Genomic DNA, 14,314 nt, shown 5'->3' with positions numbered 1-14,314 from the left:
CGAAAGCTTCGTCACCCTCAAGCACATGGCCAACAATCTGATCCGCAGGGTGCCCGGAAAAGACTCTCAACGCCTCAAACGCATGACCGCCGCCTGGGAACGACGACTTCCTCGCAAGCCTCATCGCCCCTTAAAATCCTTCACCCGTTCCCCCGCCGATGCTTTCCGGTCGGGCTATGACTTGCCGCTATCCCCCGACCTTGCGCGAGCGCGCCTGCCGCGCTACGCGCCGATCGGCCTGGTTCTTCTTGCTGATCGCGGAGGTGAGTTCGTCATAGTCGACGCCGCTTTTCTTCAGCGCCCGGCGCGCGTCGTCGACGTCGAAGCCGAGCAATTCGAGGACGCTCATGTTGAGGCTCGATGCGATCCGCTCCATGGTCTTGAACGTTGGATTACCGAGGCCGCGCACGATCGTGTAATAGGTTCCGCGCGCTATGCCTGTCTTCGGCTGGAACGCCTCCATGCCGCCGTTCTCGATTTCGAGCTGCTGCAGCCGGATGGCCAGCATTTCGTTGAGGATCGAGTGATCGGGGGGCAGGGGCTTTCGAACGCGCGCCATGGGAACAGATGTGGACCGGGAGCAGGGTTAGGCCGCACGATGCGGGCGCGAGAGACATTAGCCAGTATATTGAATGTTTCAAGATGGGCTGCGGCTGCCCGAAAAGAATCGATTGGCTCGGTCCGGACGGGCGGGCGCTGAGATCGGCCGCGATCTTCGTGCCGCGCTTATCCCCACGCGGGAGCGGCCCGTTCGGCGGCGGCTGCCCAGTCGCGCCAGTGACCGGAGCGCAGCGGAGCAGGCCGGGAGCCGGCCCGCGCTCCCCAAAAGCGCCGTAGGGACGGCGGAGGGCCTGTGGTCAGGTGCCGCGCGTGGGCGGCAATCGCCCCGCTTTCTTCAGGTGCTCATGAAGAATCCGATCGATGACGCGCAGCGGATGCGTCCGTTCTTCGGCCGCCATCTGGCGTAGGACCAGATCGATCGGGTCAGGCAACCGTAGGGCATAGGGCCGCGAGGACGATCGTTCGCCATAGGCGTCAAATGGATTGCGCTTCGCCTCGGCCTTACCTCGAGCGGCCCTGAGGGCAGGCTCGCCCCCGCGGGCCGGGCTCTCGTCTCGTTGGGGTGCGGGCGCGGCTGGCCGATCGTCATAATCCGGCGTGACAATGACGGGCGTTGCAGGCGGCGCGGCCGTGCGCTGCGAACGAAATGTGTCGCGGGGGAGGGCGGGGCGCTCAGGCTTGGAGCCTTGTGCGGAATCGCTCATGCGGCGGCGCCGTCCGTTTTTGCGCCCTGGCTCGCGGCGAGGAGTTCGCGCACGACCTGGTCGGCGTTGTAGCGGGCCTTGCGGATCGATTCGTCCTTGTCGTTCATTTGGTAGAGCGTGCCATAGCCGCTGGTCATGCTGCGGTAGGTGACGCGTCGATAGAGCGTGTTGGCGCAGACCGGCACGCCCTCGGCGTTGAAATAGGCAAGAACCTCGCGCAGCGGCCGGGTGTTGCGGTCGAGGCTGTCGTATTCATTGAGCAGCACGCGATGCTGGCTTATCGGAAGGTTCGATTCCGCGGCGTGGCGCTCGAGGTTGCGAATGGTGCGCACGACCTGCGAGGCGTCGAAGGTGTGCGCCTTGCAGGGCAGGACGACGAGGTCGGCGCGCAGCGCCGACTGAATCAGCGCCTCTCCGTAATAACCGGGCGTGTCGATGACGACGACGTCATAGGCGTCGAGCCGCTCGATCGCCTGGGCGAGGGCGTTGGCGTCCGGGGCGCGCACAAGATCGATTCCGTCGGGGCTGACCCCGCGCGCCACCGAAGAGGCGTGCCACTGATAGGACGAGCCCTGTGGGTCGGCGTCGATGATTGCCGCGGAATAGCCGTGCCGCGCAAATTCGCCGGCGAGGATGATGGCGACGGTGGTTTTGCCGCTGCCGCCCTTCGGATTGGCGACGGCGAAGATGCTCGGCATGGGAAACCTCGTGAGGCAGGGCGGCATTGCCGCAATGGTGCGAACGCAACATACAATAAAATGAATGTAGCGCAATAGAGGGTTGCGGCGTTGCGGCTTTTCGGCAATGCCGGCATGCTGGAATCCAGTGATGCGGTCTAAACCAACTGAGACAAGGCGTTGTCGCGGACTTGCCGCATTCCGGACTTGTTGTATTGCGGGGTTGTCGCGTTGCGGTCGTGCGGCATTCCAGCATCGCCGCTTTAACGCAACCCGGCATCAGCGAAATGCGGTAATTCTGCAATACCGAACGCTATCGTCGCTATCTCCGAACGGTCGTCTGTCGCTTTCTGTGATTGGTCATGAGGCGCTTCGCGCCGGACGCCCATGTATTTCCTACGGACTGGCCTTACGGGCCGTGGCCGCCCTTCCTGGCGTTTTAATAGTCAGTATATTGTATCTTGATTGACAAGATACCGGTTTGTGGGCCACAACCGAGGAGGCTGCTGACGCAGCCCTGGCGCTAGCGCGCAGGGGGATCTCGTGCCGATCGGCAGACGGGATTTCCGTGGTGGGTGCCGGTGCCAGGGATCGGCCGGAAAGAGGAGGGGCGGTTTGACGCGTTCGTCTGCAAAACCTCGCCGCAAGCCGCGGCTGCGGACCGAGCTTTCCGAATCCGACGAGCGGCGCCTGCGAGAGGCGGTTGCGTTGTTCGGGCTGCCGAAGGCCGAAGTGGTGAGGCGTCTGATCCGGGCGTCCGTGCAGGCCGGGCCAGCGCTCTCGGCCGAGAACACGCGGGCCGTGGTCGAATTGGCCGGGCAGGTGCGGATGGTTGGCCGCAATCTTGCCCAGGTACTCAAGGCGATCCATCGCGGACACGCCGTGCGCATCGAGGACACCGAAGCTGTATGGCGCGGACTGCATGACGCGGTCGTGGCGATCAACGATGAGCTCACCGAAATGACGGTCGCCTATGGCTCGAAGCTGCGCCGGACGGCCGGATTGGCGCCGCCGGAGGAGCAATGAGCCGGGCGGCACAGATCGAATGGTGGGCGCAGCAGGCTGAGGCGATGCGGCGCGCCGTCGCGAGCGGCAGCGAGGCGCGCCGACGGCTCGGAGCTGATGGCCTCATCGATGAGCCGCGCACGGGGCGGGCGCCGGCGGCCCAAGAGATTCTGCAGGGGCGCACGATCGCCGGCGGAATCGATGAAGAGCGCCGGCGCGGCTTGCCATTCTTGTCAGGCGGCGGCGGAAGCGCGCCGGCGGGCGCGGGGCCGAAGAGCGCGCCGGACTCGCCGGTTGAGGGCGGCCCTTCCGGCGGCGCGACAGGAGGTGCGCTCGGACGCGCCAGAAAACTCGCGGCGGGCTATCAGCCCGCGGTCGTCAAGGTCGTCTCGTATGCGCGCGGCGCCGCGCGGGCGACTGCGACCGGACAATATGTGCAGCGTGAGGAGGTTGCGCTTGAAACCCACGACGCCCGCCTGCTCGCCGATCGCGAGGCGGTTGCGGAGGAAATCAAGGCCTGGTCGGCTCACTTCTCGAAGCGGGCGGAGAGCCAGGACGTCGCCACGATCCGGCTGAGACTCGACGGCGTGCGTGACACGATCGAAGGACGCCAAGTTTACGAGAAAGCTATCGCTGCGGGCTTTGACGGACATCGTCACGCGTGGCGTCTCGATGCGAGGCGCGCCGGTGAACTCGAAGCGCGCGTGGTCGTGGCGATGGCCGGTGCGCAAAAAGAGCGGTTCCGCATCCGACAAGATCGGATAGGCCCTGAGGGCGAGAGGCTCAGCCGCCGCCTCGACGCGCGCTCTGAAGAGGCTGTCAAGACGCGGATCGAAGCTGCGATGTCCCATTCTGCACATGTGATAAGCATCGTCCCACTGGCGAGCAGTCATGGCCGGGACGGGGTCATTCATCAGTTGACCAGGCTCGGCCAAGAGGGCGCGGCGGTCGACAATCGCGGCAGGCCGATCTCGGAGGCTTCAGAAATTCGGGCCGCAGCGCGGGAATGGGGCCCGTCGCTGCGCTCGCAGTCATCGCGCGATACGATGCATCTGATTATTTCGGCGAAGGCCGGAACGGATGTCGCGGCCCTGACCAACGCCGCCCGCGCCTTTCTTCACGGTCGCTTCGGCGAGCACAAATTCATCTTCGGCGTCCATACCGACAAGGAGGCCGACGGGCATATCCACGCCCATGCGATTGTCACTGTGCGGAACGAGGCCGGTCAGAAAATCCATCCGAGCCGCGCGACCTTCCGCGACTGGCGCGAGGCTTTTGCGCAACATGCGCAGGCGCAGGGGCTGAAAATCGTCGCGACGTCGGCGCGGGAGCGGGCGTCCTCACAGAGCTACGGCCCGAAGGACAAAGCGATCGTCGCGGCGGCCGAACGGCCGCGGCCAGGGCGTGAGGCGCGCGACCGCGCCTATGCCGCCGATCCGGCCAACCAAAGGCTCATCGCCAACGCCCGCCAGCGTATCCGCACCGCCCGATCCAATCCGATCCGCCTGCCGGCGTCTGAGCAAGCGCGCGGCGTTGTCTCTGAGAGCGTTTCGGCCTGGAGCGCCGTCGTTCGGGAAAATCCCGAGAACGTGGCCGCCAAGGAAATGCTCGAGCGGCTGACGATGGCGCAGACGATCGGCGCGATCCTGCATGCGATCGAGAACCGGGTTCAGAATTTGAGCAAGGAGGATGCGATGGCGGTCACGTCGGAGCGGATGGCGAAGGATCTGCGTCTCATGAATGAGGCGGTCGCGCGCACGACCGATCTCCTCGAGGGCGCGACCAAGGAGCAGTTTCGCGAGATGTCCGCGCGCTATCTCGAAACCCTCGCCAATCGGATCGATCTGCAGCGGGCTCAGGAAGGGGGCGTCGAGACGCTGTTCCGGGCAGAGGTCGAGAAGATCGTCGGCGCCAATGCCGATCGTCTGATCGCGCGGGCCGAGGCGATCGGCTCGCAGGAACAACGCGAGGCGGCCTCGGCGCAGCGCTTGGCCGATCGGGCGATCGAGGCCGAGCGCCGCAAGGAGATTGGAGGCGCCCTCGATCCGGAATCGCAACGGGAGATCGTTGCCGAACGCGCCGTCGTCGCCTCGTCGCAGCAATCCGCCGCGCGCGAGGCAAGGGAAGCTGCTGCGGCAGTCGAAGCGGCGAAGCTGCTCGCCGACCATCCGGCGCGACCCTTGCCGCAGACGTTGGCGGAAACCGACGCCTTGGCGAAGCTGCGTGCCGAGCAGGGGAAAGTCCTGCAGGAAATCGAAGGCGAGCGCGAGGAGGCGAAGTCGATCAAGAGCGAACGGATGAAATGACAGACGTGCTCTGCTCGGGGACCTCGCGACAATCAGCGAATCAGTTTGGATCGCAAGGCGATGGCGATTGCATGACCTTTGGTCACGGCGCCGAGTTTTTCGCGTGCTGAGAGGAGATGTTTGACGACGGTGGATTTCGAGATGCCCAGAATGAGGGAAATCTCCCAGTCCGTCTTGCCCTCAGCCGCCCAGAGCAGGCAATCGAATTCGCGCGGTGTCACCTGTCCGAGTAGCCGGCGTCGCGTATCTCGATAATGAAGAAAGTTGCCGACTGCGTAGCTCGCAGCAAAGCTTAAGATCGCGCGGCCTTCTGGATTGATGCTCGCACCGGAGCCGCCGAACGACACGGCGGCGAAGCGGCCGTCGAGCATCGAAACGGGAACGACGTGCCCGGCGCGCAGGCCGAATTCCGACGCTTCGCCTTGGATTAGCTCGACATCGTCCTTGGACGGGCAGGACTCGTAGGCGTCGTCCCAATCGAAGGGTGTCCGGTCGCGCTGAAGGCGATGAACGATCGGATCGCGAAAGACATAACCCTGGTCGAGGTATCGAGAAGTCCATTCGGACGGGAGCCGCTGAAACAAGATGCGCGACTTGATTTCCCTTGGCGGGGCGGGCTCTGTTGGAACAAACCCGGCAAAAAGAGCGCTGAAACCATGGGGTGCCGCAATATTCAGCAAGCATCGTTCCACCGCAGCTGCGTCCTTGGAGCGCTCAATGCTTTCGATGAACCGCCACGTTTGGTTGAGAGTGTCAGTCAAAAAGTTTCATCCGCTGATTTGCCTTGAAGTGGCTTTTTGGCCATCGGCCACGCTTAAGCCAGCGCAGTGCTGCCATTGGATAGAGGCGGAAATGGGTTTTGCCTGTTGTTGCAATTCGGAATGGCGGCAACCCGAGTTTTTCTGGAGGAGGACAGGCCCACTGCGCCAAACGGGATCGTTGTGTGGCTGGATTTTCGTCTCTACTGGACGGAACAAGCAAGTTGACGCGCGCCGAAACCTGACAGGCGCTCGTCGAGCTGCGCGGCGTCATCGAGGTGGAATGCCTGAAGCCGATCTCGGAATGGCCGGAACCGGAAGTACCGAGGTCCTCATCGATGACCCCCACCTGATCGCGTCGCCAACCAAGCCGCGCGGCGCGTTCGGCTAACTCGTACTGACGGGCAGTGGACTGTCCGTCGTCAGATAATTTGAGACTGATCAGGCGGTTTGAGAAGGGAGGCTCTGGTTCACGCGGATTAGAGTTTAAGCGGCCTGCAGCCGATGCTGCAAGCGTCGGTTTGCGATGGTGTCGCGCTTGATGCGGTTGCGTTCTGCAAGGATCGCCTCGGCCCTGCCGAAGTAGACGTCGGCTGGTGTGAGGTTGTCGATGCTCTCGTGGTAGCGAACGTGATTGTAGTGTTCAGGAAGGCGCGATCACGCCGTTGGTGCTACCGCCTCTCATCCCGCACGAACGGATCTTCAAGGAGTTCGATGCCTATCTGCGATCAGAGCGCGGCTTGGCCCCGAAGTCCATCGTCCGCCATCTCCCGGTCATCCGTAGGTTTTTGCACGAGGTGTGCTCCGGCAGCGTCGCCGCCCTGTGCAAGATCAACCAAGAGGACGTGATCCGCTACATTGAGCGCCACGCCCAGGATTGGAGCCCGGGAACGGGCAAGGCGACGTGCTGGTCGTTGCGTGCCTTTCTCCGTTACCTCCACCATCGGGGGCTGAACTCGCGCCCCTTGGCGGATTGCGTTCCATGAAGAAGCTCTTGAAATCGGCCGGCACGCCGCCGTGCGTGTTGATCACGAACAAGCTCCGGTCGTACCGCTCGTCGAGGGTGAAAATGGGCTTTCAGCTCGAACGTCGGCAGGTCTAGGCGACGACGCGGGCGGAATGAAATCGTGTCCTCATGCTCAGCGGCTTCTTTCTCTTCACATCCACTATCCCGCATCGCCAGGCTGCGTCGCGCGAGTGCGACTTGGGACGAACTCTCCACGACAAGCCGTGTTGCCGAATCTGGATCTCAGAGATTTGCCTTTTCGGCTCAGCGGTCGATCGACTTGACGATGGCTCTGAAGGGCGTGCCTCCATAGGCTAGTTACATTCGTTACGATGGAAGCTCACGTCGCAGTGCCTGCTAGAGCATGACGCATTTATACGGAAACATATCCTGAATTTTTGAGATAGTTGGCGCACTCCTCGTTGGAGAAGAGATCGAGGAGTTCGCCGACCTTTCGCCAGGTTGCCTCGACGTCGCGTGGCTCTGCGGCTCGGATCAGGTGTTTGAGTTTGGCGAAGACCTGCTCGATCGGATTGAGATCGGGACTGTAGGGCGGCAGGAAGAGCAGATGGGCTCCCGTGGCGCGGACGGCGTTGCGCGCCTGCTTTCCCTTGTGACTACCGAGGTTGTCGAGGATCACGACCTCGCCCCTTGTCAGAGTTGGCGCCAACACCTGTTCGGCATAGAGGGTGAAGAGCTCACCATTGATCGGGCCGTCGATCACCCAGGGCGCGCTGATCCGGTCGTGGCGCAATGCTGCGATGAAGGTCATGGTCTTCCAGTGCCCGAAGGGCGCAGATGCCTGGAGACGCTGCCCACTCGGTCCCCAGCCGCGCAGCGGTGCCATATTGGTCTTGATCCAGGTCTCGTCGATAAAGACCAGGCGCGAAGCGTCGATCCTGCCCTGATGGGTCTTCCAGCGCGTCCGTTTACGGGCGACGTCGGGACGATCTTGCTCGGCCGGCAGCATCGTTTTTTTGAAGCTCAGCCCTTCAGCGTGCACAAACGTGTGTTTCGGCGTGGGGGTCCCATCATTTCAATTCATTGAAATCAATGGCCTGAAGGGATCCCGACGACGCCGATGGGGGTCATTTTTCGATCAGCATTCACACCGTGCGAACTTGGCTCGCCTTGACCGAGGGAGCTTAGGGCTCCCAATCGAGCCGCTCGGCGTCCTCATCGTGGCGGCGCGCCTCTTCCTCGTAACTATCCGCAAGGCTATCGAGAGCCTTCGCGGTGCGAGGATGTTCATAGGCGAGCTCCGCGGCGAATTTGCGGTACTTTGCTGCCTCGTCTCGCTCCAGATTGCCACCATCCCGCGGCAATCGCGAAGTGATACCACGCCGATTTCGTCTCCCGATCCAAAAGCCGTCGAACATCGGCTTGCTGTCAAAGTCGTCGATGACCTCGCGCACCGCCTCGGCAGGCCAAACGGCGTCAGTGCCATTCGGCGACGCAGAGAGCATAGCGCCGATACGGCTGTCGGCGATGTCGCCGCGTCCAGCGGTTTTGGCAAGTGAACGCGCCTCTTTGATCCAAGCCTTCAGTACGGCGGAGTCGATCGTGCCATCTTCGCGGGTCCCTGGAATTCGGTTCCAAAGTTCAAGCAGCCGGAAAGCCTGCGTGGCGACCGTTTGCGCCCGTTCCGGGTCGGTTTGCTCGGGCTCGACAACACCGCTGTCCTCGCTAGGCCTATAGACTGCGCGGAGCATTTCGATGAAGAGTGACGGTTGTTCGGAGAGCGCCGTTAGCAAAGCCTTTGGTTGCCTGCGAGAATGCTGTAGCAGCGGCAGATAAGCCCATTCCAATCGAGCGAGGGTATCCGTCGCAACCTCTGCTTCTAGCCGATTGAGGATTTCGATGACATGGTGCTGGAACATCGTCACTTCGTTGCCGTCGCTGTCCTCCCCAAAAGGCTGTTTCACCGCCTCCGTCAGCATCGTCATCACGAGATCGGTTGGCAGTCGACGTTGCTGGTCGCGGCCCGCAAGGTGCACGGCGTGCCGCGCACGACCGACCGCGATCAGCTTGCGCACCGCAAAGGCAGCGGCATCATTGTCCTCTTCTATCCAGAGGATTGGCGCACGTTGCCAATACACCCGCGCGATCGCCTCGCCGGCCTGCGTTACCTGATCCCAGGTCCAACGCTGCTGGGGCAGCGCGCGCAGGATAGCAAGTAGCGCTGTATCCCCCCACTTCTTCTTGCGCGCTTTGGCGATAAGTGCCGCGGCCCACGGCTCCTTTCGATCTCGGAACACGGAGATGATCAGGCCGTGAGCAACGTCGCGCTCGCGCGGATCGTCGCTGCGCAAGCACGCTTCCAGAAGTTTATTGATGTCCGGCTCATCAAGACCGACTTCGAAAAGCGCCTTGCCGATGAAACCGGCAGTCGATACAAGACGAGCTAGCCGGAGGATTCCGTCGATGCCCTGTGTGGAGAAGATGTTCCTTGCTGCCTGCCGTCGCGCTTCGTCGACTTGGCGCTCGTTGGCCTGCCAGCCCTGATGCGACGGGTTTGGCAGGCTCACTGATGGTTCGAACAGCCACGCCACTTGTTCAAGCACATCGGAGGGAGCCAACCGGTCATGGATGGCCGCGAGACGATCAAGCTCCGCTGCGGGTAGCGACCAATCGGCATCGGCAAACTGCCGATGATGGTGGAGCAACTTGCGCAGGCCGGTCCATAGCTCTGACCGATCTGATTGGGTCTTGATCCGCGGCTCAGCCTTGTCGAGGAGGTCGATGGCTGCATCGCGATTCGGCGCTATATCGGCGAACCGGTCGAGCAGATTCAGCCAGCGCGGAACGTGCAGACTAACGTCAGCCAGGATGCGTTCGCTGATGGCGGTGGCGCCGCGCGCGATGAGCGGCCAGGTCACCGCCTCTATCTTGTCGACCGTAAAGTCGCGCCAACGTGGGTCCGGCGAAGGACTGGATGTATCATGTCCCCGGGGCAGCACGTTCAGCATCAGCACGTTCAGCATCAGCTTCCAGGCCGCATCGCTCTCGCGTTTGCGGGTCAGGTCCAGAGCGCGCAGGCGCTGATCGAGGGTCGCATAAGTTTGCGGCGACCAGAGCAAGTGTATTTGGCGAAGGCTGTTAGCCGGACGATTCATGTAGCGACCGGGCGGGTTATCGATGGCATCCAGCCTCGCCAGCACCAGCGTCACTTGTGGCAGAAGCTCCGGCGACCAAGCCAGCGATTCGAGAGCCCAAAGCAGGTCAGACAGGTGTTCCGTTCCGGCCAGGCCTCCCTCGTCCGTGCCAAACAACGCGCGAATCGGCGGATCATTTTGATTAAGGCTGTCCTCGATGGCCGTGAGGAAGGCGCTTGGGGAGGCTTCCGCGAGCAGTCGGAAGGCGCGCGAGAGCGACCACCAGCGTCGTTTGTCGGCATCCTTCAAAAGCTTGCGGACGATGGCGTCCGCGCGCCGATGAGCGTTCGGCATTGTTTGAATCTTGTCGCCCCACAGGGCGAGCAGGATCAGCACTTCGCCGACACCATGGCGCAGCAGTCCAGAATAGTCAGGGCGAACCCCTCGGACTGAAGCCATCCAGCGATCATCCGGGTCTATGTCGTAGCGGGGATCGACCGAGCCGAGAATTTCCTGTGCCGCCGCCTCGAAACGGCCGATGTCGGCCGCGGTCAGGTATGGTGCCAGCAGCAGCCATGCGTCGGGAGGCGAGGCGACCCGCCAGGTCGAGCCAACCTTGCGCAGCGGGCTGTCGAGCTCGCCGACATATCGGGCGAGTTCGCCGGCGACGTCGTCATAGGGTTCAGCCGCCAATTGGGAAAGCTTGACCTTGTCCGCCTCGGACTCGTCATCCCATCCCCCAGCGAGCAGCGCCGCTAGCAAGGCGCGCGGTGGCGCCTCTTGCGCCCAGTCCGGAAGCCGACCCGGCGCTGTCGGAATCAGCCGTCGAAGAACGGCAAGATTTCTCGCGCTATCGCGCGCAAGCGCGTGCGCCCGCGCCTCGGCGACACCGGCGTCGATCAGCGCGCTGGCGATGCCTTCACGGGAGGGGCGCGCCAGCTTCCGGACCTCGCCAGGTGACACGGGGCGATCATCGTACGTCTGCAACACAAAATGTCCGCGGTCCGCCAGACTGCGCGCGAGCCCGGGGTTCGGTTCAGTGAGCACGAGGATCAGCGGCGCAGGCGCATTCGCAAGTGCGCGAGCGGCCGCGGCGTCAGTTACGACGAGGCACCGCGCGCGGTAGTGGGCGGCCGCCTCGTCCGGCAGCGTATTCAATGTGGCGTAGAAGAAGGCGGCGGCTTCCTCGGTCGTGGTCGCCTCGATAGAGAGAACCGATGGCTCACCGCGGAGCCAGCGCAGAATTTCGGCAGCGTCCTCGTCCCGGTCACTCAGAACCAGATCCTCGGTCAGCGGCCACTTGGTGGCGAGCGACCACTCTTCCCAGACCTCTTCGAGCTGACGCGTGCCGGGTGGCCGTTTATTGAGGCGTGTGGCCAGCCACAATCCGACGGCGGGCGTCTGTTCGATCCAGTGGACGAGGTCATCGGCGTCATAGACCCGGACGGCGCGCCAAGGACCCTCGATCTCTCGGGCCTCGGCCCATTCACTCTTCTTCGGCCAATGACGGGGGGTAACAAAGATGTAGGTGGAGGTCGCAGGCTTCAGCGGCGAGGGTTTGGCTGTCCTTTTCTTGTAGTCTTCAGTCGCCTTTTGCGCGATCCCTCCGCGCTGACTGCCAATTTCCCAGCCGGCCTCGCCTTGCGGGACGTAAGCGCCTCCTTCGGCGGCGAAGGTACGACCGTCCCAGCCCGAATATCGGATGCCTTCGTCCGATGGGAAGCGTAGCTCGACCGAGGGCCCGGAGGTGGCACGGATGAGATATGCCAGCAGAGTGGGGAGGCTCGCCGCGCCATCCAGGCGGTCTGCCCAGATAGCTAGATCTTCGGCATCCACCCAGCGGATCGGTGCGCCTGGACGCTCGGACTTGGCGATTTGGGGGATCGGAGGGCCGATCACCGCGCCGGTCGTCAAGAAGTTGATGCCAGCGGCTTCCAGTGCGTCGCGGATAGCCTGGGCATTATTTGCCACTGGCGCGCGTCGACCTCGTTCAAAGTCGGCTATTGTCGAGGTCGCCACGCCCGCGTTCTTGGCGAGGTCCCGCTGGGACCAGGCCAAGAGCGCGCGCGCGGCGCGTACGTGCTTTGGGGTCAGTTTGATATTGGGACTGGACGGCGGCATGTCATACGAAATATATGACGTCAGTTACGATTTCCCAAATGTTCTTTATCGTCGGCAAGATGTATTACTTGCCAACAAAAGATAACAAGATGGCGAAACGTCATATAAATCATCGCGAGCGTGCCCTCAGCCTGGTCCAGGATCGAGGCATCGCCCGCGCGCGCGACTTCAAGGCAGCCGGTATTCCGCTAATCTACCTGAAGCGCCTGACGGACAGCGGGGAACTCGTTCGACTCGGAAGGGGACTCTACCAGGATCCGGAACGGGTAGGAGAAGACATCGCCCATAATCTTGCCGAAGCCGCACGGGCGGTTCCCAATGGCGTCGTCAGTCTTGCAAGCGCGCTACGACACCATGGGCTGACCACCCAACTGCCGCACGCCGTCTGGCTGACCATCCCGCACAAAGCCAGGACCCCGAAGGCCGATGGCCTGCCGCTCGAGATCGTCCGGGCGACCGGTGAGGCGCTCACGGCCGGTGTCGAGCATGTGCAGGTTGAAGGTGTCGACGTTCCGATCTACGGCGTGGCGAAGACCATCGCCGATTGCTTCAAGCATCGACGCCATATTGGCGAGGATGTCGCCATCGAGGCGCTGCGTGATGCGCTTCGCATGCGGAAGACGACGGTGGCCGAGATTCTGCGATACGCCGAGATCGATCGCGTGGCCGAGCGTATCCGTCCCTATCTCAAAGCGCTGCAATGACACCCAAACCTCTTAAAAACATCAGGGCCTCGATCCGCCAGCGCCTCCTCAATCATGCTAAAGCGCATGGTGACGACTATCAGCGAATCCTCACGCGCTACGCGATCGAGCGGTTACTTTTCCGATTGAGCCAGACGGAAGCGCGAGAGGGATATATCCTCAAGGGCGCTATGCTCTTCGTGACCTGGCCAGAACAAGTCTTCCGGCCTACCGGTGATCTCGACCTTCTCGGACATGGAGATCCCGACTCTGGCGCCATCACCGAACTGTTCACCCGCATCTGTCAGGTCGAGATGCCGGCCGACGGCATCATCTTTGACCCGTCCACCTTGCGGGTGGAGGAAGTCCGCGAGGAGGAAAAATACCAAGGCGTTCGATTGACCCTGAGTGGCCGCTTGGGTACGGCGGTTATTCCTGTCCAGGTGGATATCGGCTTTGGGGACCGCGTCTATCCCGCGCCCAGCCGCAAGAATTTCCCGAGCCTGCTTTCCGATCTGCCTGCGGCCGACGTTCTAATGTACCCGCCCGAGACCGTCGTGGCAGAGAAATTCGAAGCGATGCTTCGCTTCGGCGAAACGAATGGCCGGATCAAAGATTTCCATGACATCTGGGTCACGGCGCGCACCTTCCCTTTCGACCTCTCTACTTTGGTTGAGGCCATCGCCGGCACCCTGCAAAGGCGGGAGACCACTGCACCGACGCAGATGCCGGTGGCGTTGACGCCGCAGTTTGCTGAGATGGCAGACAAACAAGCGCTCTGGGCAGGGTTTTTGCGCCGCAACCCGCCGACACTGCAGCCGCCGCCATTCGGTGAGCTATTGACGGAGTTGCGTCGATTCTTCGAGCCGGTACTCACTGCTCTCGGTTTGCCAGAGAGCGCGAGCGGTCGCTGGAACCCCGACCGCAGCGCCTGGGAGTAAATGCAAACGGAAGCGAGCCTAGACCGACGTCATGGCATTGTTCGCACGCAGATCCTTGCAACGCCCACTTGGCGAACTCAAGAATGTTCTATCGGCACTGTGGCGACTCTTGAGCGACAGGAGGCCCATCGTGTGGGCCAACAGATGGCGAGAGAGCGCGGCCTGTCGTGCTTTCCAGCAAATGCCGGCGAGTATGTCAGCGGCCGCCTCGCTGCCGTCGCCAGTCTCGTCAGCGGATGCTTCGCCATGATTGACAACGGCTGGCCTTTCAGCTTGGGCCCTGGCAACCCCCTCCTCGAGAAGCGCATCGGCCAGCACATCAGCGGCCTCCAGCGCGACGACGGTGGCATCGAGTGGACATTTGGAAGAAACCGGGGGCTGCGGCTGTAACGCAGTCCTGATGAAGGCGGGCCTGCTCCCAGCAATTGGGCCGGACCACCGCCGGCCCTATCAAGGC

The 14,314-nt window shown here is 62.7% G+C and carries 12 protein-coding genes and 2 pseudogenes; 6 read left to right on the top strand and 8 right to left on the bottom strand.

All coding sequences use genetic code 11. The annotated features are described in order from the left end of the window. Positions 1-187 precede the first annotated feature (187 nt). From NLM33_RS48540 to NLM33_RS48530, 3 genes are all read right to left on the bottom strand, one after another. Positions 188-559, bottom strand: coding sequence for a helix-turn-helix domain-containing protein (locus tag NLM33_RS48540; protein WP_254106607.1), 372 nt, complete (start codon positions 557-559; stop codon positions 188-190). A 298-nt stretch (positions 560-857) separates the two neighbouring features. Beyond that, positions 858-1,265 carry a hypothetical protein gene (locus tag NLM33_RS48535; RefSeq protein WP_254106606.1) on the bottom strand — a complete coding sequence of 136 codons (408 nt, stop codon included), beginning with the start codon at positions 1,263-1,265 and terminating at the stop codon, positions 858-860. Next, entirely contained in the window at positions 1,262-1,963 is a 702-nt protein-coding gene (locus NLM33_RS48530) for a ParA family protein (RefSeq protein WP_254106605.1), read from the bottom strand. Before NLM33_RS48530 ends, NLM33_RS48535 begins: the two co-directional genes overlap by 4 nt. Positions 1,964-2,557: 594 nt before the next feature. On the opposite strand from NLM33_RS48530, the gene NLM33_RS48525 reads away from it, so the two are divergent. Together NLM33_RS48525 and NLM33_RS48520 are read left to right on the top strand one after the other, a co-directional pair. Then, on the top strand, positions 2,558-2,968 hold the full coding sequence (locus NLM33_RS48525) for a hypothetical protein (RefSeq protein WP_254106604.1): 411 nt from the start codon (positions 2,558-2,560) through the stop codon (positions 2,966-2,968). Then, positions 2,965-5,253, top strand: a complete 2,289-nt coding sequence (locus tag NLM33_RS48520; RefSeq protein WP_254106603.1) for a relaxase/mobilization nuclease domain-containing protein — start codon at positions 2,965-2,967, stop codon at positions 5,251-5,253. Before NLM33_RS48525 ends, NLM33_RS48520 begins: the two co-directional genes overlap by 4 nt. A 32-nt stretch (positions 5,254-5,285) precedes the next feature. Here the strand turns inward: NLM33_RS48520 and NLM33_RS48515 are convergent, their stop codons facing one another. The 3 genes and pseudogenes from NLM33_RS48515 to NLM33_RS48505 form a co-directional block, all read right to left on the bottom strand. Continuing rightward, on the bottom strand, positions 5,286-6,014 hold the full coding sequence (locus tag NLM33_RS48515) for a LuxR family transcriptional regulator (RefSeq protein WP_254106602.1): 729 nt from the start codon (positions 6,012-6,014) through the stop codon (positions 5,286-5,288). Then, entirely contained in the window at positions 6,007-6,360 is a 354-nt protein-coding gene (locus NLM33_RS48510) for a hypothetical protein (RefSeq protein ID WP_254106601.1), read from the bottom strand. Before NLM33_RS48510 ends, NLM33_RS48515 begins: the two co-directional genes overlap by 8 nt. Before the next feature lie 137 nt (positions 6,361-6,497). Further along, a pseudogene (locus tag NLM33_RS48505) lies at positions 6,498-6,656 on the bottom strand (IS3 family transposase); the annotation flags it as partial. A 23-nt stretch (positions 6,657-6,679) separates the two neighbouring features. Between NLM33_RS48505 and NLM33_RS50175 the strand changes: the two are divergent. Further along, complete coding sequence (locus NLM33_RS50175) at positions 6,680-6,997, top strand: site-specific integrase (RefSeq protein WP_371930209.1); 318 nt, start codon at positions 6,680-6,682, stop codon at positions 6,995-6,997. Between the two features lie 393 nt (positions 6,998-7,390). Here NLM33_RS50175 and NLM33_RS48495 read toward each other — a convergent pair. Further along, positions 7,391-8,023 (bottom strand): annotated as a pseudogene (locus NLM33_RS48495) (IS630 family transposase); the annotation flags it as partial. A gap of 139 nt (positions 8,024-8,162) precedes the next feature. Beyond that, the gene (locus tag NLM33_RS48490) at positions 8,163-12,233 is read right to left on the bottom strand and encodes a helix-turn-helix transcriptional regulator (RefSeq protein ID WP_254106600.1); all 4,071 of its coding nucleotides are present in this window, start codon (positions 12,231-12,233) and stop codon (positions 8,163-8,165) included. Positions 12,234-12,271: 38 nt separating this feature from the next. On the opposite strand from NLM33_RS48490, the gene NLM33_RS48485 reads away from it, so the two are divergent. The 3 genes from NLM33_RS48485 to NLM33_RS48475 are packed head-to-tail and all read left to right on the top strand — an operon-like array spanning position 12,272 to position 14,247. Then, positions 12,272-12,937 (top strand): type IV toxin-antitoxin system AbiEi family antitoxin domain-containing protein, encoded by a 666-nt coding sequence (locus tag NLM33_RS48485; protein ID WP_254106599.1) that lies wholly within the window; start codon positions 12,272-12,274, stop codon positions 12,935-12,937. Then, the gene (locus NLM33_RS48480; protein ID WP_254106598.1) at positions 12,934-13,857 is read left to right on the top strand and encodes a nucleotidyl transferase AbiEii/AbiGii toxin family protein; all 924 of its coding nucleotides are present in this window, start codon (positions 12,934-12,936) and stop codon (positions 13,855-13,857) included. Before NLM33_RS48485 ends, NLM33_RS48480 begins: the two co-directional genes overlap by 4 nt. Continuing rightward, complete coding sequence (locus NLM33_RS48475) at positions 13,858-14,247, top strand: DUF3363 domain-containing protein (protein WP_254106597.1); 390 nt, start codon at positions 13,858-13,860, stop codon at positions 14,245-14,247. Positions 14,248-14,314: the final 67 nt, after the last annotated feature.

Origin of the sequence: Bradyrhizobium sp. CCGUVB1N3 (assembly GCF_024199925.1) — a bacterium.
Lineage (GTDB): Bacteria > Pseudomonadota > Alphaproteobacteria > Rhizobiales > Xanthobacteraceae > Bradyrhizobium.
The sequence above is the reverse complement of the archived record's forward strand: the minus strand, read 5'-3'. Positions and strand labels throughout refer to the sequence as shown.

Coding starts and splice junctions, on each gene's coding strand:
- NLM33_RS48530 (WP_254106605.1), bottom strand. CDS start 1,963: ATGCCGAGCATCTTCGCCGTCGCCAATCCGAAGGGCGGCAGCGGCAAA.
- NLM33_RS48520 (WP_254106603.1), top strand. CDS start 2,965: ATGAGCCGGGCGGCACAGATCGAATGGTGGGCGCAGCAGGCTGAGGCG.
- NLM33_RS48490 (WP_254106600.1), bottom strand. CDS start 12,233: ATGCCGCCGTCCAGTCCCAATATCAAACTGACCCCAAAGCACGTACGC.
- NLM33_RS48485 (WP_254106599.1), top strand. CDS start 12,272: ATGTTCTTTATCGTCGGCAAGATGTATTACTTGCCAACAAAAGATAAC.
- NLM33_RS48480 (WP_254106598.1), top strand. CDS start 12,934: ATGACACCCAAACCTCTTAAAAACATCAGGGCCTCGATCCGCCAGCGC.
- NLM33_RS48540 (WP_254106607.1), bottom strand. CDS start 559: ATGGCGCGCGTTCGAAAGCCCCTGCCCCCCGATCACTCGATCCTCAAC.
- NLM33_RS48535 (WP_254106606.1), bottom strand. CDS start 1,265: ATGAGCGATTCCGCACAAGGCTCCAAGCCTGAGCGCCCCGCCCTCCCC.
- NLM33_RS48475 (WP_254106597.1), top strand. CDS start 13,858: ATGCAAACGGAAGCGAGCCTAGACCGACGTCATGGCATTGTTCGCACG.